The sequence below is a fragment of the Saccharopolyspora thermophila genome (genome assembly GCF_014646075.1).
Classification (GTDB): domain Bacteria; phylum Actinomycetota; class Actinomycetes; order Mycobacteriales; family Pseudonocardiaceae; genus Saccharopolyspora; species Saccharopolyspora thermophila.
Map to the genome: position 1 here is coordinate 1 of NZ_BMMT01000017.1, position 21,455 is coordinate 21,455.

Below are 21,455 nucleotides of genomic sequence, written 5' to 3' on the forward strand. Positions count from 1 at the left end.
CATCACCTGGTTCAACACCACACGAGGCCACACACACTGCCAGGGTCTGAGCCCGGTCCAATACCGGGCCCAGACCCTCGCCGCCTAGACTCTTAATTAACGAGTCCAACCACGGGGGACCAGTTCAAACTCGGAGGTGCCCTTCACCGGCTGCTGAACCAGAGGACGTGCCGCTGCTTGGGCGCACCCCACCCGGCAGGGGGACCTTCCAAGGGCCGTTGAGCAGCAGCGGGAGCCCGGGAGTCAGGGGCTGCGGGTGGTGATGAGGGTGGCGAGGCCGTCGAGGATGCGGGCCAGGCCGAAGTCAAGGGCTTCGTCGTGGAAGTCGGCTTCGGCGAGGGCGGCGGTGACCGCGGGGTAGCGGTCGCCATGGTCACGCAGGAGGTCGGCCAGGGACGTGTGGAGCTGCCGCTCCGGGGAATCGTCCGGGGTCGCCGCGGCTTGCTGAGCGATGCCGCGGACGTGGCCGACCAGCACGACCACGGCGTCCAGCTGCTCGCTGCCGCGGAGGCCCGTGCCGGAGAGCGCGCTGACGGCCGCCTCCATCCACGCCAGTTCGTTCGGCCCGGGGATGCGCGGCCCGGTCGTCACCTCGAGGACCCACGGGTGCTGCACGAACCGCGGCAGCAGCGCGCGGGCCCACGCGTCGAGCCGGTCGCGCCAAAAGCCGTGGAGCGCGGGTGGTTCCCCCATGGCGAGGTCCGCCATGAGCGCGACCAGTTCGGCCTTGCCCGGCACGTAGCGGTAGAGGGACATCTTGGTGAAGCCGAGCTCCCCCGCGACGCGCTGCATCGACACCGCGGCCAGCCCCTCGGCGTCGGCCACCTCGATGCCGGTGCGCGCGATCCGCGACAGGCTGAGCGCGGGTTTCGGCCCACGTCGCGGCCCAGGCCGGGACCCCCACAGCACCTCGATGCACCCCGCTCGCTCACCGCCCACTCCGGCCCTCCCCGGTGCTCGCCACGAAATTGCGTCTAGAGTACACAGAAAATACTGCTTCCAACGGACACAGAGACGAGGCGGACCATGCGGGCAAGGGTGCTGATCTCAGGTGCGAGCGTCGCGGGCCCGGCGCTGGCGGGCTGGCTGGGCCGTTGCGGCTGCGAGGTCACCGTGGTGGAGATCGCCCCGGCGCCGCGAGGCGGCGGGGCCGCGGTCGACTTCCGCGGCGAGGTGCACCGCACCGTGCTGGAGCGCATGGGTGTCCTGGAGGAACTGCGGCGGCTCCAGACCGGCGGCAGCCCCATGACCTTCGTCGACAACCGCGGCCGCCCCCTGCTGCACCTGCCCGCGGAATTCGCCGGCGGCGACCTCGAGGTCCTCCGCTCCGACCTCTCGCGCGTGCTGCACAACCACAGCGCGGACGTCGCCGAGTACGTCTTCGGCGACCACATCGCGCACCTGGTCGAGGCGGATGACGGCGTGGAGGTCACCTTCGCCTCGGGCGCGCGGCGCTCGTTCGACCTGGTGGTGGGCGCGGACGGCGTGCACTCCGGGGTCCGGCGCCTCGTCTTCGGCCCCGAGGAGCGGTTCGTCCGCCACCTCGGCTACTACGTCGCCACCTGGGCGGTGCCCGATTTCCCGGACCTGCCCGGCGGCGCGCTGTGCCACGGCGCCCCGGGCCGGATGATCTCCGTCGGCCCGGACAACGACGCCGCCAGCGCGTTCGCCATCTTCAGGTCACCGCGGCTCGACTACGACCGGCACGACCCGGAGCAGCAGCGCGCCCTGATCGCGGGCGCCCTCGCTGGGCTGGGCTGGGAGACCCCACGCCTGCTGACCGCGCTGGACTCCGCCCCAGACCTCTACTTCGACTCGATCAGCCGCGTCGACATCACCCCCTGGTCGCGCGGCCGCGTCGCGCTGCTCGGCGATGCGGCGTGCGGCGCGACGCTCGGCGGGATGGGCACCGGCACCGCGGTCGTCGCGGCCTACGTGCTCGCCGGTGAGCTGGTCGCCGCGAACGGGGACCACGCAACGGCTTTCCGGCGCTACGAGTCCCGGATGCGCGACTACGCGCGGGCGTGCCAGAAGGGCGGCGACCGGACGGGGAAGTTCCTGGCCCCGGGGCGCATCGGCAGCTGGCTGCGAAACAGGTTGCTGAGCAACGAGGTCCTGCTGAACTGGATGCTCCGGCAGGGTGAGGACCTCAGCAGCGCGATCGATCTGCCGCACTACGACCTGACATTTGTCGCTGAAAGTGATGCCGAACGGAGGTAGCAGCCCAAGCATTCCCCTGATTGAGTGATCTTGGTTCATCGAAGGTCACCACAAGGAGGGGACTGCATGGGAAGCGCGCGACGCGCGTTAGGGGTCACCGCCGCGCTGGGGGCGTTGCTCGCCACCGCTCAGCCCGCACTGGCACAACCGACCGCGCCGATGTTCGAGGTTCCGGCGAAGTTCGCCGAGCAGCGCATCCAGTGGGCGCCCTGCTTCGCCGGCGAACTCCCACCAGAGCTGCCGCCGGGCTCCGAACGCCTCCAGTGCGGCACCTTCACCGCGCCGCTGGACTGGCACAACCCGGACAACGGCAAGGAGATCAGCATCGCGGTCAGCCGGCTGACCCCGGCGGACGGGCCAACCGGCCGCGCGCTGTTCACCAACCCTGGCGGCCCGGGCGGCGCGGGCCTGGAAATGCCGTTGGCGCTGCTCACCATGAACCGCCCGGAACTGCCCGCGAACTTCGACATCTACGGCATCGACGTGCGCGGCACCGGCCGCAGCAGCACGGTGTCGTGCGGCCCGCAGGAGCAGGACAGCAGCCTGGACCCGCGCGACCGCGACCCGCACACCATCCAGGCGTTCCTGGATCTGACGCAGCGGTTCGTCGCCGCCTGCCAGCAGCACAGCGGTGAGCTCGGCCGCCACGTCACCACCGAGCAGACCGTCGCCGACCTCGACCTGCTGCGCCGGATCGAGGGCCACCAGAAGATCAACTGGTACGGCGTCTCCGGCGGCACCTGGCTCGGCGCGTACCTGGCCACCGCGTTCCCGGAGTCGGTGGACAAGGTGGTGCTCGACTCCAACGCCCAGTTCACCGGGAGCTGGCAGCAGGTCTTCGGCTGGCAGCCGATGGCCTTCCAACGCCGCTGGCGCGAGGACGTGCTGCCCTGGCTCGCCGCGCACGACGGCACTTACCACCTCGGCGCCGACCCGCGGCAGGTTCAGGACACTGTGGACGGACTGCGGGCGCGGCTGAAGGCCCACCCGCTGCCGGTGCCCGACGGCCCGCCGGTCGACCACAACGCGTTCGACGGCCTGCTGCTGCAGAGCATGTACTCGAAGTTCGCGTTCCCGCAGCTGGGTGCGACCCTCGCCGCGCTGCGCGACGGGACGGGCGAGGCTGCGCCGGTGCTCGCGGCGGCGCGGGCGCGCACCATGCCGATGCTGGCCGACCCGCTGGACAGCCAGACCGCCACCCTCTACTCGATCCGCTGCAACGACACCCCGTTCCGCGGCTCGCCGGCCTCGGTGGTGGTGCAGTCCGGTGTGGAGGGTCGGCTGTACCCGCTGTACGGCTACCACAGCATCGCGCAGCCCTGCGTGTTCTGGGACCGCCCGCCGGTGCGGCTGCCGAAGCCGACCGGCCGCGGCGTGCCGCCGGTGCTGATGCTGCAGTCCGAGAACGACCCGGCGACCGCGTTCGAGGGAGCCTGGATCGCCCACCAGGAGTTCCAGGGCTCGCGGATGGTCACCGTGCGCAACGAAGGTGACCACGGCGTCTTCGGTACCGGCAACGCCTGCGTCGACGACGTGGTGAGCGCCTACCTCGTCGACGGGCGCGTGCCCCGCGCCGACGTGACGTGCGAGGGCATACCGGCGCCGGAACCCGCCGGGGTGCGTGGTGCCACGGCGGGCGGCCACAGCCTGCTGGACGTGCTGGACGAACTGGCCGACCTGCTCGGATGATCCGGCCCCGACAACCCGCGGGCGGTGACCGGGCCGAATCCGCTCACCGCCCGCAGGCTCGTGCCGGACTCCGTGCGGGTCATCTCAGCTGTGCCCTCCCGTTCACGCGCATCTCGTCGCGGAACCGATCGATCTCGCCGGCATCGGACTGCTCGCCGGAGTCGTCGTCCTCCGTGCGCAGCGCAAGGAACACGGCGGCCACTGCGATCAGGGACAACGCCAGCATGGCCAGATCAGCCATGACACACCCCCTCGGTGTCGGCGCCCCGTTTGCGGCGTATGCAACTGGGACGCACCCAGTGTCCGTCCGGTTGCTGACGTTGGGAATCGCCAAAAATGGCTGCGTGGGCTGAGCAGATCCACCTGAGCCAACAAACGACAACGGCGTTTCCCCGAAAGAGCTTCAGCTCTGGTGGGGAAACGCCGCACGTCTGCGCACGATCCGCGGGACTCCCGCACCGGACGGGTGGACGGGAGGCTTCCCACGACGCCTCGCCAAGTCCACCCGTCCGGGGGTCGCTCGGTCAGTGACCGAGACGCTGTTTCAATGCCTCCAGCTCATCGCGCATGGAGCTCGGCAGCGCATCGCCGATCTTGTCGAACCACTCCTGGATGAGCGGCAGCTCGGCCTTCCACTCCTCGACGTCGACCCTCAGCGCCTCCTCGACGTCGGCCTTCGGGGTGTCCAGCCCGGACAGGTCCAGGTCGTCGGCCGACGGCACCCGGCCGATCGGGGTGTCGGTCGCCGCCGCGCCGCCCTCCATCCGCTCGATGGCCCACTTGAGCACGCGGGAGTTCTCCCCGAAGCCCGGCCACAGGAAGCGGCCGTCCTCGCCCCGGCGGAACCAGTTCACGTAGAAGATCTTCGGCAGCTTGCTGGCGTCGGCCTCCTTGCCGACGTTCACCCAGTGCTGGAAGTAGTCGCCCACGTTGTAGCCGATGAACGGCAGCATGGCCATCGGGTCGCGGCGCACCTCGCCGACCTTGCCCTCGGCCGCGGCGGTCTTTTCCGACGACAGCGTGGCGCCCATGAACACGCCGTGCTGCCAGTCGAACGCCTCGGTCACCAGCGGCACGGTGGTCTTGCGCCGACCGCCGAACAGGATCGCCGAGATCGGTACGCCCTTCGGGTCGTCCCACTCCGGCGCCAGGATCGGGCACTGCGACATCGGCGTGCAGTAGCGGGAGTTCGGGTGCGCGGCGTTCTCCCCACTGTCCGGCGTCCAGTCGCGGCCCTTCCAGTCGGTGAGGTGCTGCGGGTCGCCCTCCATACCCTCCCACCACACGTCGCCGTCGTCGGTCAGCGCGACGTTGGTGAACAGCGAGTTGCCCTGCTCGATGGTGCGCATCGCGTTCGGGTTGGTCTTCCAGTTGGTGCCCGGTGCCACGCCGAAGAAACCGGCCTCCGGGTTCACCGCGTACAGGCGACCGTCCTCGCCGAAGCGCATCCACGCGATGTCGTCACCCAGCGTCTCGACCTTCCAGCCCGGGATGGTCGGGTTGAGCATCGCCAGGTTCGTCTTACCGCACGCCGACGGGAACGCCGCGGCGATGTAGTAGACCTTGTTCTCCGGGGAGATCAGCTTGAGGATCAGCATGTGCTCGGCCAGCCAGCCCTCGTCCCGGGCCATCGCCGAGGCGATCCGCAGCGAGTAGCACTTCTTGCCCAGCAGCGCGTTGCCGCCGTAGCCGGAGCCGAAGCTCCAGATCGTCCGCTCCTCCGGGAAGTGGGTGATGTACTTGATCTCGTTGCACGGCCACGGCACGTCCTGCTGACCCGGCTCCAGGGGGGCGCCCACCGAGTGCAGCGCGGGAACGAAGTCGCCGTCCTCACCCAGCCGTTCGAGGACCTTCGCACCCATCCGGGTCATGATGTGCATCGAGACCACGACGTACTCGGAGTCGGTGATCTCCACGCCCAACCGCGGCGGGTCGGAGTCCAGCGGCCCCATGCAGAACGGGATCACGTACATCGTGCGACCACGCATGCAGCCCCGGTAGAGCTCCGTCATGATCGCCTTCATCTCGTTGGGGTCCATCCAGTTGTTGGTGACCCCGGCGTCCTTCTCGTCCACCGAGCAGATGAAGGTGCGCTCCTCGACGCGCGCCACGTCCGAGGGGTCCGACGCCGCGTAGAACGAGTTCGGCTTCTTGTCCAGGCGAATGAACGTGCCGGCCTCGACGAGTTGATCGGTCAGCCGCTGCCATTCCTCCTGCGAACCGTCGCACCACACCACCCGCTCCGGGGTGGTCAGCTCGGCTACTTCGCGTACCCACGCAAGCAGGCGCTCGTGTTTGGTCGGTGCCTGGTCGAGACCGGGGATGGTCAAAGCGGTCATCGCGTCGTGTCTCCTGACTGGGCGCCACAGCCCGGACTGGGCGTCGACGGGGCGTCCCGTCGACGTGTGCAGGGAATGCTTCGCCCGCCCCGAAGACCGGGCGAAGTGGAAAAGGGATGCCCCGAGGTTAACGGTGGGAGCGGCGCTGAACGGAGATCAGCGTTGTTCGTTCTCTCACAAGAACGATAAGGGAATCGATTCAGTTGTGATGTCGGGAGTGGTCTGGACGAAAATTTCGCCGTCCGGAGTGCCGGAGATCCCAGAATTTCCGGCGGATCGGACTGCTGCGCAAACTCCGGGTTACGCGCCGGCATCATCCGAATGGCGGTTGTTCAACGTGACCGGGAACGAAAAAACCCGCCCGATGGTGTGGTTTGCAGTCATCGGGCGGGCGTAGAGCAATTACGGCCGGTGGTCAGCCCCAGACGTCATCGGAGTCCGGTCGGCCCGCCGCGCCACCGCCCCGGTGACCGCCCACGGACCCCTCGGCGGCCCGGTCGTGGCCGTGGTCACCGACGCCGACCCCGGCGGCGTGCGGCTGCGCGGCCTCGTCGAAGGTCCACGCGGCGTCGTCGGTCGCCCCGCTCGCCGGGTTCGGGGTGTACTGGCCGTCCTGGTCCATCGTGCCCTGCTCGACCACGGTCCACTCCCCGTCGCCGGTGTGGCGCGAGATGGTCACGTCCCCGGTCTGCGTGATCTCCACGAGCTGGTCGGCGGAGCCGTCGCCGTCCACGTCGGTGACCAGCATGGTGCTGCCGGACTCGGTCTCCACCACGGCGGTGTCGGCCACGCCGTCCTGGTTGGTGTCCTCGGTGGCCGGGCCGACCTGCACATCGCCCTGCGGCGTGTCAATGACCATCTGCTGGCCGTGGTCCTGACCGCCGCCGTCGGGATGCTGCTCGGGGGTCTCGCCGGTCCACTGGCCGGTGCTGGCGTCGTAGCGGGCCTGCTCGACCACGGTGCCGTCGACGACGGTCTGCATCACGTCGGCCTGGCCGTCGGCGTTCTCGTCGATGTAGGCGACGAACCCGTCGTCGGTCATCACCGTGACGGTCTCGTCCACCCCGTCACCGTCGAGGTCGTAGTTGGCCTCGGCGGTGTACTCCTCGCCGTCGACGGTGACCTTGATGTCACCGTCGCCCGCGCCGGTCTCCTCGATGTACACGTCTGCAACCCCTCAGCCGCCGATCACCTTTCGCAACTCTGGGACGCAGCGTAGAGGCCGGGGGTTCCCGTGGTGAAGCACCTGGCCCCCAGACGCATCCGATCGCAACGCGCAGTGAGGGGCCCGGCTGACCCCGGCCCGTGTCAGGCGGCGGTGTCGCGGAGGTTGCGGATGCTGCGGAGCAGGTTCTCGGCCCGCTCGCGGCCCGAGTTCGCCTCCGTCAGGCGGCGGTTCACCCTCTGCAGCTGGCGACTGCGCTCGGCGGCGTCCATCTTCAGCGCCTTGTCCACCTCCCGCAGCTCGCCCTCGATCGCCTCGATCCGCCTGGTCAGCGCGTCGTCGAGGGCCAGCGACAGCTGCTGCTCCGCCTCGATCAGCTGTTCCGCCACGAGCTGGTCCAGCGCTGAGCGGGCGTCCGCGATCGCCTCCGTCAGCCACTGCTTGAGGTGCTGCTTGTCTGCGGCGTGCTTGCGGGTGCGCGCCATCCACCAGCCCGCGCCGAGCCCGAGCACGATCGTCACCGGCAGGACCACCGGGTTCAGCGCCGCGATCCCGAGCCCGGCCAGCGGCATCGCCGCCGCGCGCCCGACGCCCAGCCCGCCCGAGACGCCCATGAACACCAGCAGCTTGTCCTCGGCGGTCGGCGGCCGCCTGTCCGGCGGGCGCAACGTGATCGGCGCCCGCACGCCGCGGGCGAACTGGGAGCGGATCACGTCCAGCTCCTCGGCGGAGAACAGCTCCTTCAGCGACTGCTCGGCGACACCGGCCAGGCGCTCCGACAGCGTCGAGGCGACCCGCGACGACGCCATCTGCAACGCCACGTCGACCTGCCGCGGCAGCTCCGGCAGCTGTCGCCGGTCGGCGCCGTCGATGGCGCGGCGGAACCAGTTCTGCACCTCCCGCACCTGGCGGGTCACCTCGTGGCTGATCTCCACCCGGGTGCGCTGCACCTCGCCGCGTAGCCTGACCTGCCAGCCGCGGGTGGACGAACGCCGCGCGGTGGTCAGCTCGTCCCGACGACTGCGCAGCGACTCGGCCTCGTCCTCGCCGACGGTCAGCGCCCGCTTCTCCGCCTCCAGCTTCGCGACCAGTTCACCGAGCACAGTAGACAGTGCCCGCATCGTGTTGGCCTCGCCGAGCATCGCCGCCCGGCCGCCGATCAGCCGTTCCAGCTCGCTGCGGAGCTCGGCGATGCCGGACTTCTCCCGCAGCAGATCGCCGGCCTGCGGGCTGGGCGCCTTGGCGGCCATCTCCGCCAGCCGCGCGGACACCGGGAAGAACGGCACCTCGGCGAACCGGGGCGCGTGCTCGGCCAGCAGCTTGCGGTCGGCCTCCAGCACCTGCCGCCAGCCGCGGTGCTGATCGGTCTTGGTCAGCGCGAACACCACGGTCTCCACGCGTTCGGAAACCTTGTGCAGAAACTCCAGCTCGCCGCGGGTGAACGGGGCGGACGCGTCGACGACGAACAGCAGCGCGGTCGCCGAGGCCGCCGCCTCCATCGCCAGTTCGCCGTGCAGGGCGTCCAGCCCGCCGACGCCCGGGGTGTCCACCACGGTGACCCGGGACAGCTCCTCCAGCGGCGCGGAGATCCGCACGTAGCGGGGCGGCAGCTGGCCGTCGGGCAGGTCGCGGCCCGCGGTCGTCCAGTTCGGCAGCTCGGCCAGGTCGAAGGGCACCGGGTCCTGCTGGCCCGGGTAGCAGGCGTGCGCCGCCCACTGCTCGCCGTGCTCGAACTGCAGGTACGTCGACGTCGCCACATCGGCGTCCACAGGGGACAGACCGGGGTGCCCGAGCAGTGCGTTGACCAGCGAGCTCTTCCCGCGGTTGGTTTCGCCGACCACCACCACGCTGGGTGTCCTCGGTCGGCTGCGCCGGACCTGCTCGACCCATTCGGCCGCGCTCGGGTCGCTTTCGCGCAGCAGCGCCAGCAGCTTGTCGCGGGTCTGCTTGACCTGCTGCGGCAGGGCCGTGACGACCGCGACGCCCGGTGCAGTCGGCGTCATGTCGCTCCTCCCGTGTTCGACCGAAACCACCGGATTGTCCCCGACTCCGGCGACGTCCGGTAGGTCACTGCCGCAGTTGGTAGACGGTCACCACCGGGGCGCGCAGCACGCGGTCGCGGTCGGCGAAGCCGACCACCTCGGTCTCGGCGACCAGACCGTCCAGCGCCGGATCGTCGGTGGGCACCGTGCCCCCGGCCTCGTGCTGCGCCGGGTCGAACCGCATCCCGTCGGGCCGCAGCACCGAGACACCGATCCCGCTCAGCCCTTCCGACAGCCGTTCCACCACACCGGCGCTGCGCGCGCGGTCCATGGCGTACATGCACAGCTGGATTGCCGTCGCGCGCTCGGCCAGGGCGCGGTTCAGCGGATCGGTCTCGCTGCTCACGGCGGTCATGTCTGTCCCCAACTCTGCGTCGGCGTCCGGGGCCGCGGCAGGGCCCTCGTCCGGCTCCGACGCGCGGGGACCGAAACCGGTTCCACTATCGGGTGAATTGTTCCGGCGTCGCCAACGCATCGTGATCACCCGGACCGGAGCTGCTGCCAGATCAGGAAGTACGCGCGGTGCACCACGTGCGCGATGCGGCTCTGCGCGGGGGTGGCGCCGAACGACGAGAACGACCGCCACCAGTTGGCCCGCTCCAGCGCGTAGTCGGTCAGCTCCTGTCGGCTACGCCCGGGCAGCCCGAGCTGCTCGGCCACGTCGTTGCTGCTGCCGACCCGCATCACCTCCTCGGTCAGGTCCGGCGGCATCGCCACCGCACCGGCCGCGACCAGCGTCAACGCCTCCAGCACGCGCAGCTGGTGCGCTTCCGGTTTGGCCAGCAGTACCTCGATGGCGTCGTGCACCCGCTGTCGTTCGCCCGGGTCGCCGGAGGCGTGCGCGAGCGCGGTCACCGAGGCCAGTGCCGCCGCGGCCTTGATTCCGTCGGCCCGTGCGCGGAACACCGTGTCCAACCGGCCGAGCACCGAGGCCAGCCCCGAGGCGTCCCGCAGCCGCCGCCGCAGCGCACCCGCGGTGATGTCCGGTTCGGCGTCGATCGCCTCCAGCGCGCAGCGGATTCCGTAGAGATCCATCCGCTCCAGCAGGCGGCTGCGGGTGCCCGCCGGGACGTCGCACTCCCAGGTGGTGAACAGGTCCGCGGACATCAGCATCGTTTCCCGGGTCGCCTCGTCCAGCTTCGCCAGGCCGCGCAGCGCCTCCGCGTCGGCGGCGGTGAACGCGCCGGACTCGGCGGTCTCCGCGAGCAGCCCGATCACCGGCAGCACGTCGGCGACCCTGGGCTTGAGCAGCTGCGCCTGCTTCTCGGCGAGCAGCGACGCCGCCTTCCACACGTCGCCGCCGGCGCCCTCCACCGAACCGGGCTCGATGGTGTCCGCCTTGTTCAGCACCGCGATCGCGTTGACCGGCCCGGCCTCCCGGCTCGCGGTCGCCGCGGTGAACGCCGCGAGCGCGTGCTCGTCGTCGGCCCGCACGCCCTGCGTCACCACGTAGAGCACGGCCTCGGCGCCGGCGACCGCGTTGCGCGACACCGGATCCAGCTCCGAGTCCGCGGCTTCCTGCCTGGTGCCCAGCAGTTCCTCGGTGCGGGCCACCGAAGCGGCGTCCAGCGAACCGAGTCCCGGGGTGTCGATCACCGTCAGGTCACGCAGTACCGCGTTGGTCAGGTACGCCTCCAGGTGCGACACCGTGTCGATGTCCACGCCCAGGTCGGCCGGGATACCGCCGTCGGAGTCGAACGGCACCGCCTGCTTGGCGCCGTCGTGGAAGACCACCTCCACCCGGTCCACCGTGCCGTACTGGAACCGCGTCACCAGCCGGGTGCACTCGCCGACGTCGGTGGGGGCCACCCGCCGCCCGATCAACGCGTTGACCAGAGTGGACTTGCCGGACTTGATGCGGCCCGCAACGGCCACCTGCAGCGGCGCGGACAACCTGCGCAGGACCTCGGCGAACCCCGCCGCGGTGCGCTCGCAGACCTGCGGTTGCAGGCCGGTGCACAGGCGCGCCACAGCAGCCGACAGCGGGCCGGGCCAGTGCTGCTGCTCGGTTGCCGTACTCAACGCCGCCCTTTCGGTGCTCGTGGCGATCTGCTGCGCGGTACATCCTGCCACGCACGGTGCACCCGTCGGGCCGTGTCGCCTGATCGGCTCCGTGCGCCGGTCGTGGAGTCCCGGCTGGCAGCGAGGTCGCGAAGGGAGCTGTTCGCATGACCTCGTCGCTTCGGCGGAGCCCGCGAAGCGTGAACTTCGCCTCCCACCAGCCACGATGGGCCCGGGGGCGGCTAGCCTGCGGTGGTGACCGACGCCGCGTGGAAGCCCCGACTCATCGCCCTCGACGTCGACGGGACCCTGCTGGACCCGGCCACCCAGACCATCTCCGAGACGGTCCGCGCCGCGGTGCGCCGCGCGGCCGACGCGGGCGCCCGCATCGTCATCGCGACCGGCCGCAGCCTGCTCGGCACCATCCCGATCCTCGACGAACTCGGTCAGACCGACGGGTTCGCGCTGTGCTCCAACGGCGCCGTGCTGGTGGACGCGGCGAGCCGGGAGGTGCTGTCCGCGGCGACCTTCGACCCGGCCCCGGTGCAGCGCGACCTGGCCGCCCGCCTGCCGGGCGCCATCTTCGCGGCCGAGCGGCTCGGCAAAGGCAGCCTCGTGACCAGCACGTTCCACGAGCACGAACTGCACGGTCCGCAGCAACTGGCCACGTTGGACGAGCTGGTCGCCGAACCGGTGCCCCGGTTCATCGCGAACTGGGTGGGCCACGACCCCGCCGAACTGCACGAGGTGCTGGCCGGGGTGGAACTCCCGTCGTGCACCGTCACCCTCGACCACTACGAGCCGTGGGTCACCGTGGTGCCGGAGGGCGTGACCAAGGGTTCGGCGCTGGAGAAGCTGCGCGCCGAACTCGGCGTGCCCGCCGAGGACACCTTCGCTGCCGGTGACGGCGACAACGACGTTCAAATGCTGCGGTGGGCCGCGCACGGCGTGGCCATGGGGCAGGCGCCGGAGGTGGTGCGCGCCGCGGCGGAGGAGGTCACCGCGCCGGTCTCCGCCGACGGGCTGGCCGCAGCCCTGGACCGCTGGTTCCGGTGAGATCTCCGGGAAAACCCCGAGGCGGTCCGCCCGGCGGCCGAGGTGCACTACGACTCGGAGCTGTCCCTGGGCCCAGCCGCGGGGCTGATGCCCGCATCGGGCGGGCACGGGCACGTTGGTGTCGTGGCCTGGAAGGCCCTAACCGTTGTCGGCGGCAACAGGAGTGATCATGATCGAGGCGATCGGCCTCACCAAGCGCTACGGCTCGAAGGTCGCGGTGCACGACCTGTCCTTCACCGTGCGGCCAGGCCGAGTGACCGGCTTCCTCGGACCCAACGGCGCGGGCAAGTCCACCACCATGCGCATGATGCTCGGGCTGGACCGGCCCACCGCGGGCGAGGTGCGGATCGACGGCAGGCGCTACGCCGAGCTGAAGCACCCGCTGCGCACCGTGGGTGCCCTGCTCGACGCGAAGTGGGTGCACCCCAACAGGTCCGCGCGCGCCCACCTGCGCTGGATGGCGCGGTCCAACGGGATTCCGGAGCGCCGCGTCGACGAGGTGCTGGGCATGGTCGGCCTGGCGGACGTGGCGAACCGCCGCGCCGGCGGTTTCTCGCTGGGCATGTCGCAGCGGCTGGGCATCGCGGCCGCGCTGCTCGGCGACCCGAAGATCCTGGTGTTCGACGAACCGGTGAACGGGCTCGACCCGGAGGGCATCCACTGGATCCGCCGGTTCATGCAGGGCCTGGCCGCCGAGGGCCGCACCGTCTTCGTCTCCAGCCACCTGCTGTCCGAAATGGCGCTCACGGCCGAGGAACTCGTGGTGATCGGGCGCGGCGAGCTCATCGCGCAGTGCAGCACCAAGGAATTCGTCGACAACGCCGGGACGCAGGCGGTGCTGGTGCGTTCGCCGGGCGCGGCGCAGCTGCAGCAGCTCGCGAGTGACCAGGGGCTGCGGGTCCGCTCGACGGACGTCGACACCCTGCTGATCGAGGACGCCACCACCGAGCAGATCGGGGAACTTGCCGCCGAGCATCGGATCGTGCTGCACGAGTTGACCGCGCAACGCGGCTCGTTGGAGGACGCCTTCATGCGGATGACCGGCAACGCCGTCGAGTACCACACCAACCTCGGCGCCCAGGCGACCGAGCTGACCACCTCGGGGGTGGCCCGATGACCCTGCTCGCGGTCGAGCGCATCAAGCTGTTCTCCACCCGCTCGCCGTGGTGGTGCGCGTTCCTCGCCCTCGCGCTGACCATCGGTTTCGCCGCGATGTTCGCCCACTACTCCGACCAGCCGATGTCGGTGTCGCAGACGCAGGTCGGCTACCGGTTCGGGCTGATGGTCGTGCTGGTGCTGGCGGCGCTGTCGATCACCACTGAGTACCGCTTCGGCACGATCCGCGCGACGTTCCAGGCGGTGCCCAACCGCACCGCCGCGCTGCTGGCCAAGACGGTGGTCGTTGCGGTGGTGGCGCTGGTCATCGGCGAGGCGGCGGCGTTCGGTTCGCTGGGTGTGGCGGGTGTGCTCTCGCCGGACTCCGACTTGGCGCTGCGCACTCTGGACGACTGGCGGCAGGTCGCCGGCGTCGGCGTGGTGTTCGCGATCAGTGCCGTGCTGGCCGTCGCGGTCGGCGCGCTGCTGCGGCAGACCGCCGGTGCGGTGGCGCTCCTGCTGCTGTGGCCGCTGCTGGTGGAGAGCCTGGTGGGCCTGGTCCCGGGGATCGGCGACGAGCTGCGCGAGTGGATGCCGTTCATCGCGGTCGGCCACTTCCTCGCCGGCTCGGCCGGTGACACCGCGGTGCCCTACGGCCCGTGGGGCGGCCTGGCCTACTTCGCCGCGGTCGCCGTCGGCCTGTGGGTGGTCGCGCTGGTCGTCCTGCGGCGGCGGGACGCCTGACCAGCGGTGTTGATCTCGGCGGCCAACCTTTCATGATCAACTAGGGAAATCCCCAGTTGGGCGAGGGGATAGCAAAACGTTACCCGGCCCGGCCGAGAGTCTCATCACGTCAACCGATAGGATCCGTGTCAAGATCGAGCCGCAGCCGTAGCCCGCGGGGCACGCCACCTGTGGTCCGCAGCGTCCGTAGCGTCCGCAGTGGACGTCGTGCGAGGTCTGGTGGTTCGCGGTCGACCGGCACAACCAGAACGACCGACTGCAACAGCGCTCGGGGGCGCCGGCGGTCGGGACGGGGGAGGGCCCCGGGCTGTCATTCGGGGGATGGCCCGGGGCCCTGTGCTTCGTGCTTTCCGTGGTCGCGGCTTCGCCTGACTCCCATCTCGAAGTGTCGTTCAGGTCACACTGCGGGGCGGACCACGAGGACCGAGCAGCTCGCGTGGCGGACGCACTGCTCCGCCACCGAGCCCAGCATCAGGCCCGCGAAACCTCCTCGGCCCCGGTGGCCGACCACCAGAAGGTCCGCTCCCTTCGATGCCGACAGCAGCGCCTGCGGAGACGGCGAGTGCACCACATGGATGCGCACGTCGAGCCCCGGGTGGTCGCCGAGCTTGGCCGCCACGATGCGCTCCGTGTCCTCTCGGACCGTCTCGTGGAACTGGCTCATGCTCGGCACCGCGTTCGGCGGGCAGTCCGCCGGTCGCGGCGCGGTTCGGATGCTCCACGCCCGCACCACGTGCAGGATCGCGTTGCGGAGCTTGGCCTCCTCGGCCGCGGCCACCAGCGCGCGCAGTGACGAGGCTGAGTTGTCCACCCCGACCACGACACCGCCGTCGATCTCCACTCGTTGGATCGTCTGGTCTGCCACTCCTTCACTCCATCCCCCAGGGGCCCGGTTGTCGAGCCGACGGGCGGTCGACCCACCGAACACGTTGCGAACCTGTGACTTTGGACACAGTTAGCTTCATTGTGTCATTCTTCGGTCGCGCTGTGGTAAGGCATGAGTAGGGATGTCCCGAACCAGCGCCGCTTGGGGGCATGCGTTGGCCGTGGGCGAGTTCTCTGGGCTCGCAACTTTCTCAACAGCAGAGGGGTGAGCCGATGGTGCGTTCGACGGAAGGTTCCGCAGAAGCACGTGCGGTGGACGAGGTACAGCTCGAACCCGTGCCCCGGCTGGAGTGGTCACTGGCGACCGACGTTCACCCACCCGCGCTCGAGGCCGCCCGACCCGCCTCGTTGCGCCGCAGCTGGATCCACACCGCCCCCGAGCAGCAGGTCCTGGAGTTGTTCCGCAAGCTCAACGGCGCGAAGCGCCGGCTGCCCGCGCCGTGGTGGCTGCGGGCCCTGGACCGCGGCGAGATCCCGTCGCGCGACGCCGCCTTCGAGATCGAGGACGAGGTGCACGCCGTGCTCGGCAACCGGCCCGGCTGGGTCTTCGTGCCCTGGGCCGGCGCCGGCGAGGCCGGGTACTGGGAGTACGCCCCATCCGACCGGGCACCCATGCGGATGCCGACCACCGTGGTACTCACCGACCAGCACCCGGGCTGGTTGAACGTGGTCCCCGCGCACGGTGACACCGAACCGGTCCCGGTGCCGGTGAAGGGTGTCGCGGGCCTGGTCGCGCTGTTGCCGCAGATCGAAGCCTGGTAGCACCTCGCCGGTCGGCGCGGTGGCCCCGTTTGCGATACTGGGACCCTGTGAATGCCTCTGACCAGCAGGTTCCGTTCCGCCGTACCGTCGTCAGCTATGTCCAGCGCGGCGAGCGCATGACGGTGGGCCAGCAGCGGGCCTGGGACCGCCACTGGGCCGAGCTGGGCACCGAGGTGACCGCGCTGCCGGAGGGGCCGCTGGACGTGGACGCCTGGTTCGGGCGGTCCGCGCCGGTGGTGTTGGAGATCGGCTCCGGCATGGGCGAGACCACCGCGCAGCTGGCGGCCGCGCAGCCCGAGGTCAACTACCTGGCGGTCGAGGTCTACAAGCCGGGTCTGGCGCAGCTGATGTTGCGGGCCGAGAAGCTCGGGGTCACCAACCTCCGGCTGCTGCGGGGCGACGCGATCGTGCTGCTGCGCGACCACATCGCGCCGGAGTCGCTGGCCGAGGTCCGCATCTACTTTCCCGACCCGTGGCCGAAGAAGCGCCACCACAAGCGCCGCCTGGTGCAGAGCGGATCCGTGGCGCTGATCGCGTCCCGTCTCGCGCCGGGCGGTGTCCTGCACCTCGCGACGGACTGGGAGAACTACGCCGAGCAGATGCTGGAGGTCTGCGAGGCCGAACCGAAGCTGCGCAACCGCTACGCCGACGAGCCGGGCGGTTGGGCGCCGCGGCCCGACTGGCGGCCGATCACCAAGTTCGAGAACCGCGCGCACGACGAGGGCCGCATCGTGCACGACCTCATCTTCGAACGGGTCTGACGCGTCCTCTGTGGACTCGCTGAGAGTCCACTCTGTCGAGTCCGCTCCAATGGAGGATCAAGAGTGGGCGAGTGCGTGTCGACGGTGATTGCGGCGGGTCGCTCGCCACCTGATCGGGCCTCGTGGCCTCACCGGTAAGAACAAGCGCGCCGGGAGTGACGCGTGAGCGGCGATCGCGACTACTTTTCCGGCCCGTGACGATGATCCGTGATGAAGTCATCTCGATCCGACAACGGCGCCCAGACGGCGCGGTTGTTGCCACCCGGACCGACCCGGCCACGGATACCTCGGCCACGGATATCGCGGCTGCGGAGAACTTCCTGCACGCGTTCCACGACGCCCATCCCGAGGCCGGTTCGCTCACCAGGAGGCTCGCCGAGGTTCGCCGGGACATCGCCGACACCGGCACTTACCGCCACACCAGTGCCGAACTCGCCTACGGCGCCCGGCTCGCGCTCCGCGACAGCGGGTGGTGCCCCACCGGCGTGCCCTGGCGTCGGCTGAAGGTCCGCGACCTGCGCGGCCTGCGCAACGCCTCGGCCATCGCCAGCGAATGCTTCGAGCACCTCCGCCTGGCCACCAACGCCGGCCGAATCCAGCCGCTGGTCACGGTTTTCGCACCGGACACCCCGAACCGCCCCGGTCCGCGGATCTGGAACGAGCAGGTCGTCCGGTACGCGGGCTACGAATACGCCAACGGCACCGTGCTCGGCGACGCGCGCTACCGCGGGTTCACCGCGCAAGTGCAGCGCCTGGGGTGGAAACCGCCGACCCAGCGTAGTCGCTTCGACCACCTCCCGCTCGTGGTGGAAACCGCCCACGAAGGCCCCAAGGTGGTGACTGTGCCGCGGGACGTGGTGCAGGAAGTCCCGCTGGAGCATCCCGAGTACCCGTGGTTCGTCGAACTGAGGCTGCGCTGGCACACCGTCCCGCTGATCAGCAACATGCAGCTGCACATCGGCGGCATCCGGTACCCGGCTGCGCCGTTCAACACCTGGTTCGTGGGCACCGAGATCGGCACCCGCGGCCTCGCCGACGAGAACGCGTACGGCATCACCCGGCACGTGGCCGAGCGGCTCGGTCTCGACACCTCCACCGAGCGGACCCTGTGGCGGGACCGGGCGATCGTGGAGATCAACCGGGCCGTGCTGTTCTCGTTCGACGCCGCGCGGGTCACGATCGCCGACCACCACAGCGAGGCGCTGCACCGGCTGGCGTGGCTGCGGTCCGGACCGCGCACCGGGGGACACCGGCCTTCCTTCAGCGTCACCAGGGAAGCGGCCCACCGTGCCCGGCAGGGAACACCGCTTTGCTTCCCATCCCCCGAACCGCCCCTGCCGAGGGACGATGTGGTGGTGCGGCGCCACTGCCTCGGGACCGGCGCACCCGAGCAGTGACCTCCGACCGCTGCGCGCCACCCGCCGCGGACCACCGCGGCCGCAGCCGGTCCAGGACGTCAGGCAGCACCGAACTGGCGGCCATCAGCACCAGCATCGCCACAGCGGCGCCCGAGCCGATGGCGGACAACACGTCGACGAACATCTCCTACCTCCCTGATCCGTCTCTGCTGACACGTCGAGCATGGCCACCGGGGCCGGTCCCGCGGATCGGTCATGTGGTCGGCTCCGATGGCCGACCGGCCAGTTCTGCGCGGGGCGGGACTGGCCGGTCGTCGGGTCGTCGGCGTTCGGCGACTACTCGTCGGAGATCGCTTCGGTGCTGATCCGGCGCAGCATCGGGCCGCTGCTGGAGGCGGCCAGCACCGCGACCGCCACGCCGATCACCACCGGAGCGAAAATCCATCCGCTGATCACCAGGCGTGGGTTCTCGCCCAGGTCGAGGAACAGCGTGAACATCGCGGCGCCGACGGCGATGCCGCCCGCTCCCGAGGCGAGCGTCGAAATCAGCGCCGGGAGGGCCGCCTCGGTGCGCAGCGCCCGCCGCAACATGGCCACGGGCGTGCCCGCGGCGATCAGCGCGCCGAGCGTGCGCCGCCGGTCCACGACCGAGGAAGCCGCGGTGATCGCGGCGCTGCTCCCGGCGAGCAGCGCGGCCAGACCCAGTCCGATCGCCGTGATGCGCCGCAGATCGGCGAGCACCGTCTGCTGCTCTTCCAGGCGCAGCTCACGGCTGATGAACGTCTGCCCTGGCAAGGCGAGCGACAGCGCGGTACGCACCTTCTCCCGGTCCGCTTCGGTGGCCGGGTTCACCACCAGCGTTGTTTGCCCGGCACCGGCCAGCTGCGGCACCAGCGCCGGGTCGATCAGCACCGAGTCCCGCAGCTCCGGGTCCTGTCCGCCGAGCGGGCGCACCAAAACCCCGGCAGGCAGCGGGACCGGCGGTGGCACCGCCTGGTCACCCCGCGCCGCAGCCTGGACCTGCAGGCCCGAGGAGGGAAGCTGCATGGCCGGGTCCGCCCGGATCGCGGGCGGACCCGCGCACAGGCCGACGGCCATCCTGGTGACCGCCGCCGCGTCCGGGCAGCTCAGCACCATGGCCGGGTAGCTCGCGCCGTCGACGACGTCCAGGGTGACCCGCCCGGCGTTGGCGACCGTGGCGTGCGCGCCGGTGCGCGCCAACTGGTCGCTGATCCGCTGCTGGGCGGCGGCGGCCTGCTTGCCGGGCACGTCCAGGTACAACACGGAGTCCTTGAACGAGCGTCCACCCCCGGTGAACGTCTCGAAGCTGGGCAGCAGGGTCAGCGCCATCGAGCCGACGAACACCGTGAGCACGATGCCGGACACCGACCGGTAGGCGGCCCGGGGATCGCTGTGTAACCGCCGCCCCGCGAGCAGCGTCGCTGGTCGGCGCCACACCGCGGCGAACAGCCTGCCCATGGCACCGGTCAGCCACGGCCCCACGATCGAGGCCGACAGCAGCACGACAGCCAGCGAGGCCAGAAGCGGCGTCAGCCCGCCCGTCCGCTGCGCGGTGGCGAGCCCGAAAGCGAAGAACGCCGCCGCCGCGACGAGCGCGAGCAGCCGCCAGGCCGTCGGCGCCTTCCGGGAGTGGCTCATCACCGCGCCGACCGGCGCCTGGACCACCCGGCGCAGGCCGAGCACCGCGGCGAGCACGACCAGCAGCGGAATCGCCACCGCGACCGCGAGGACCGTGGTGACCGGCGGCGTGAAGTCCGAAGGCAGCCAGGTGCCGCCACCCCACGAGATCTCCGCCCCCACGTACCGCAGCGGCCAGCTCAGCAGCAGCCCGAGGACCGTCCCCGCCACCGCCGCGACCGCGGTCTCCGCCGCGACCGCCCCGACCACCTGCGCCGGTGTGGCCCCGGCCAGGCGCAGGGCCGCCAGGCGGCGCTCGCGACGCGCCGCGGTCAACCGGGCGGCCGAAGCGACCAGCACCAGGCTCGGGACCGACAGCAGGACGATGCCGATCCCGGCCATGAACTTCAGCAGGAAGTCGGTCGTGCCCATGGCCACCCAGCCGGACTCCTCCGCCGCGACGGGATCCAGCGTCCCCGGTGGATGCCCGACGACCGCGACCAGCTGCTCGGGGAACTTCAGCGCCGTCTCGTCCAGCTCACCGACCACCCGGCCGGGGAACCGGTCCGCCAGTTCCTGCCTCGGGTGCTGCGCAGCCAGTTCCGCCAGCCGCGGCGACAGCAGCACCTCGCCGGGACCGGGCAGCCGCGGGGCCCCGGCGATGCGGTCCCCGGAGACGTCCAGCCGGATGATCGTCTCGTTGCCGAAGACGTCCCGGCTCGCCACGGCGAGCGCACCGGACGGGTCCACGGTGCCGCGCTGCCAGCCGGCGCGCTCGGATCGCTCGTCGGTCGCGTTCGGTAGCGTCGCCAGGAACAGGACCAGTGCCGTGGCCACGGCCACCCCGGCCGCGGTGAGCATCGCCGAGAGGCGGCTGCGCGGGTCGACGCGCATCACGCGCAGCGCCAGTTGGACCGGGTTCATCCGACCAGCACCCCGCCAGCGATGTGTCCGTCGCGGATCTCCACGACGCGGCCCGCCTTGGCGGCCAGTTCCCGGTCGTGCGTGACGATGACGACCGCGGCGCCGGTCTGCGCAGCGGCGGCGAACAGCGCGTCCGTGGTCTCCGCGCTGGTGCGGGTGTCCAGCGCCCCGGTGGGTTCGTCGGCGAAGATCACCTTGGGCTGGTGGGCGAGCGCCCGCGCGATCGCGACGCGCTGGGCCTGGCCACCCGAGAGCTCGCCCGGCAGCCGCTCCTCCAGCCCGTTGAGGCCGAGCTTGGCCAGCCACTCCCGCGCACCTGCCATGGCCCGCGCGCGGTCGGCTCCGGCCAGCAGAAGCGGCAGCGCGGTGTTTTCCGCCGCGGTCAGCTCGCCGATGAGCAGGCCCTGCTGGAACACGAAGCCGAACTCCTGCCGCCGCAGCGCGCTGCGGCGGGCTTCGCCGAGCTGGTCGATGCGGTGCCCGTCGAGCAGCACCTCGCCGCCGTCCGGGCGCACAATCCCGGCCAGCACGTGTAACAGCGTCGTCTTGCCGGAACCCGACGGGCCGACGATGGCCAGCACCTCACCGGCCCGCACGGCGAGGTCCACCCCGGCCAGCGCCCGGTGACTGCCGTAGTTCTTCACCAGGCCGCGCCCCACCAGGAACGGATCCCCCGGTTGCCGGTCGACGATGGGAACCGACATTTCTTCCCCTCCAGCTCGTGCTGTGCTCGTTGTCCGCTCGTGTTCGAAAACTCGCGCCGCGGGCCGTCGCCG

At 71.0% G+C, this 21,455-nt stretch carries 20 protein-coding genes; 10 read left to right on the forward strand and 10 right to left on the reverse strand.

All coding sequences use genetic code 11. The features are described 5' to 3' along the window. Position 1: 1 nt before the first annotated feature. On the forward strand, positions 2-88 hold the full coding sequence (locus tag IEY17_RS20340; protein ID WP_229680312.1) for an IS3 family transposase: 87 nt from the start codon (positions 2-4) through the stop codon (positions 86-88). A 155-nt stretch (positions 89-243) separates the two neighbouring features. On the opposite strand, the gene IEY17_RS20345 is transcribed toward IEY17_RS20340, so the two are convergent. Beyond that, the gene (locus tag IEY17_RS20345; RefSeq protein WP_188990177.1) at positions 244-939 is read right to left on the reverse strand and encodes a TetR/AcrR family transcriptional regulator; all 696 of its coding nucleotides are present in this window, start codon (positions 937-939) and stop codon (positions 244-246) included. 99 nt (positions 940-1,038) lie between these two features. On the opposite strand from IEY17_RS20345, the gene IEY17_RS20350 reads away from it, so the two are divergent. Both IEY17_RS20350 and IEY17_RS20355 read left to right on the forward strand, forming a co-directional pair. Further along, positions 1,039-2,220: an FAD-dependent monooxygenase gene (locus IEY17_RS20350; RefSeq protein WP_229680360.1), complete on the forward strand. Its 1,182-nt coding sequence runs from the start codon at positions 1,039-1,041 to the stop codon at positions 2,218-2,220. A gap of 66 nt (positions 2,221-2,286) precedes the next feature. Further along, positions 2,287-3,909: an alpha/beta hydrolase gene (locus tag IEY17_RS20355; protein ID WP_188990181.1), complete on the forward strand. Its 1,623-nt coding sequence runs from the start codon at positions 2,287-2,289 to the stop codon at positions 3,907-3,909. Between the two features lie 79 nt (positions 3,910-3,988). Here the strand turns inward: IEY17_RS20355 and IEY17_RS20360 are convergent, their stop codons facing one another. Together IEY17_RS20360 and IEY17_RS20365 are read right to left on the reverse strand one after the other, a co-directional pair. Continuing rightward, the gene (locus tag IEY17_RS20360) at positions 3,989-4,150 is read right to left on the reverse strand and encodes a hypothetical protein (protein WP_188990183.1); all 162 of its coding nucleotides are present in this window, start codon (positions 4,148-4,150) and stop codon (positions 3,989-3,991) included. 283 nt (positions 4,151-4,433) lie between these two features. After that, a complete protein-coding gene (locus IEY17_RS20365; protein ID WP_188990185.1) occupies positions 4,434-6,248 on the reverse strand; it encodes a phosphoenolpyruvate carboxykinase (GTP) in 1,815 nt (604 codons plus the stop codon). Positions 6,249-6,381: 133 nt separating this feature from the next. Here IEY17_RS20365 and IEY17_RS25575 point away from each other — a divergent pair, with 133 nt between their 5' ends. Then, positions 6,382-6,645: a hypothetical protein gene (locus IEY17_RS25575; protein ID WP_229680361.1), complete on the forward strand. Its 264-nt coding sequence runs from the start codon at positions 6,382-6,384 to the stop codon at positions 6,643-6,645. Positions 6,646-6,663: 18 nt separating this feature from the next. Here the strand turns inward: IEY17_RS25575 and IEY17_RS20370 are convergent, their stop codons facing one another. The 4 genes from IEY17_RS20370 to IEY17_RS20385 form a co-directional block, all read right to left on the reverse strand. After that, the gene (locus tag IEY17_RS20370; protein ID WP_188990187.1) at positions 6,664-7,413 is read right to left on the reverse strand and encodes a DUF6802 family protein; all 750 of its coding nucleotides are present in this window, start codon (positions 7,411-7,413) and stop codon (positions 6,664-6,666) included. 143 nt (positions 7,414-7,556) lie between these two features. Beyond that, the gene (locus tag IEY17_RS20375) at positions 7,557-9,416 is read right to left on the reverse strand and encodes a dynamin family protein (RefSeq protein ID WP_188990189.1); all 1,860 of its coding nucleotides are present in this window, start codon (positions 9,414-9,416) and stop codon (positions 7,557-7,559) included. A gap of 64 nt (positions 9,417-9,480) precedes the next feature. Further along, positions 9,481-9,930, reverse strand: a complete 450-nt coding sequence (grpE, locus tag IEY17_RS20380; protein WP_373289910.1) for a nucleotide exchange factor GrpE — start codon at positions 9,928-9,930, stop codon at positions 9,481-9,483. A 5-nt stretch (positions 9,931-9,935) separates the two neighbouring features. Continuing rightward, on the reverse strand, positions 9,936-11,477 hold the full coding sequence (locus IEY17_RS20385; RefSeq protein WP_188990367.1) for a dynamin family protein: 1,542 nt from the start codon (positions 11,475-11,477) through the stop codon (positions 9,936-9,938). A 234-nt stretch (positions 11,478-11,711) separates the two neighbouring features. Between IEY17_RS20385 and IEY17_RS20390 the strand changes: the two genes are divergently transcribed. From IEY17_RS20390 to IEY17_RS20400, 3 genes are all read left to right on the forward strand, one after another. Continuing rightward, positions 11,712-12,512 carry an HAD family hydrolase gene (locus tag IEY17_RS20390; RefSeq protein ID WP_229680362.1) on the forward strand — a complete coding sequence of 267 codons (801 nt, stop codon included), beginning with the start codon at positions 11,712-11,714 and terminating at the stop codon, positions 12,510-12,512. Between the two features lie 169 nt (positions 12,513-12,681). Then, positions 12,682-13,629, forward strand: coding sequence for an ABC transporter ATP-binding protein (locus tag IEY17_RS20395; protein WP_188990195.1), 948 nt, complete (start codon positions 12,682-12,684; stop codon positions 13,627-13,629). Next, positions 13,626-14,351: an ABC transporter permease gene (locus IEY17_RS20400; protein WP_188990197.1), complete on the forward strand. Its 726-nt coding sequence runs from the start codon at positions 13,626-13,628 to the stop codon at positions 14,349-14,351. Before IEY17_RS20395 ends, IEY17_RS20400 begins: the two co-directional genes overlap by 4 nt. A 397-nt stretch (positions 14,352-14,748) precedes the next feature. Here the strand turns inward: IEY17_RS20400 and IEY17_RS20405 are convergent, their stop codons facing one another. Further along, the gene (locus IEY17_RS20405; RefSeq protein WP_229680363.1) at positions 14,749-15,216 is read right to left on the reverse strand and encodes a universal stress protein; all 468 of its coding nucleotides are present in this window, start codon (positions 15,214-15,216) and stop codon (positions 14,749-14,751) included. A gap of 233 nt (positions 15,217-15,449) precedes the next feature. Here IEY17_RS20405 and IEY17_RS20410 point away from each other — a divergent pair, with 233 nt between their 5' ends. From IEY17_RS20410 to IEY17_RS20420, 3 genes are all read left to right on the forward strand, one after another. Then, the gene (locus tag IEY17_RS20410; RefSeq protein WP_188990200.1) at positions 15,450-15,998 is read left to right on the forward strand and encodes a hypothetical protein; all 549 of its coding nucleotides are present in this window, start codon (positions 15,450-15,452) and stop codon (positions 15,996-15,998) included. Positions 15,999-16,114: 116 nt separating this feature from the next. Next, a complete protein-coding gene (gene trmB / locus IEY17_RS20415; RefSeq protein WP_229680376.1) occupies positions 16,115-16,759 on the forward strand; it encodes a tRNA (guanosine(46)-N7)-methyltransferase TrmB in 645 nt (214 codons plus the stop codon). 200 nt (positions 16,760-16,959) lie between these two features. After that, the gene (locus tag IEY17_RS20420; RefSeq protein WP_188990371.1) at positions 16,960-18,156 is read left to right on the forward strand and encodes a nitric oxide synthase oxygenase; all 1,197 of its coding nucleotides are present in this window, start codon (positions 16,960-16,962) and stop codon (positions 18,154-18,156) included. A gap of 297 nt (positions 18,157-18,453) precedes the next feature. Here IEY17_RS20420 and IEY17_RS20425 read toward each other — a convergent pair whose 3' ends face one another. Further along, positions 18,454-20,679 carry an FtsX-like permease family protein gene (locus tag IEY17_RS20425; protein WP_188990204.1) on the reverse strand — a complete coding sequence of 742 codons (2,226 nt, stop codon included), beginning with the start codon at positions 20,677-20,679 and terminating at the stop codon, positions 18,454-18,456. Continuing rightward, a complete protein-coding gene (locus IEY17_RS20430) occupies positions 20,676-21,383 on the reverse strand; it encodes an ABC transporter ATP-binding protein (RefSeq protein ID WP_188990206.1) in 708 nt (235 codons plus the stop codon). The genes IEY17_RS20425 and IEY17_RS20430 overlap by 4 nt, the downstream gene beginning before the upstream one ends. Between the last annotated feature and the right edge of the window lie 72 nt (positions 21,384-21,455).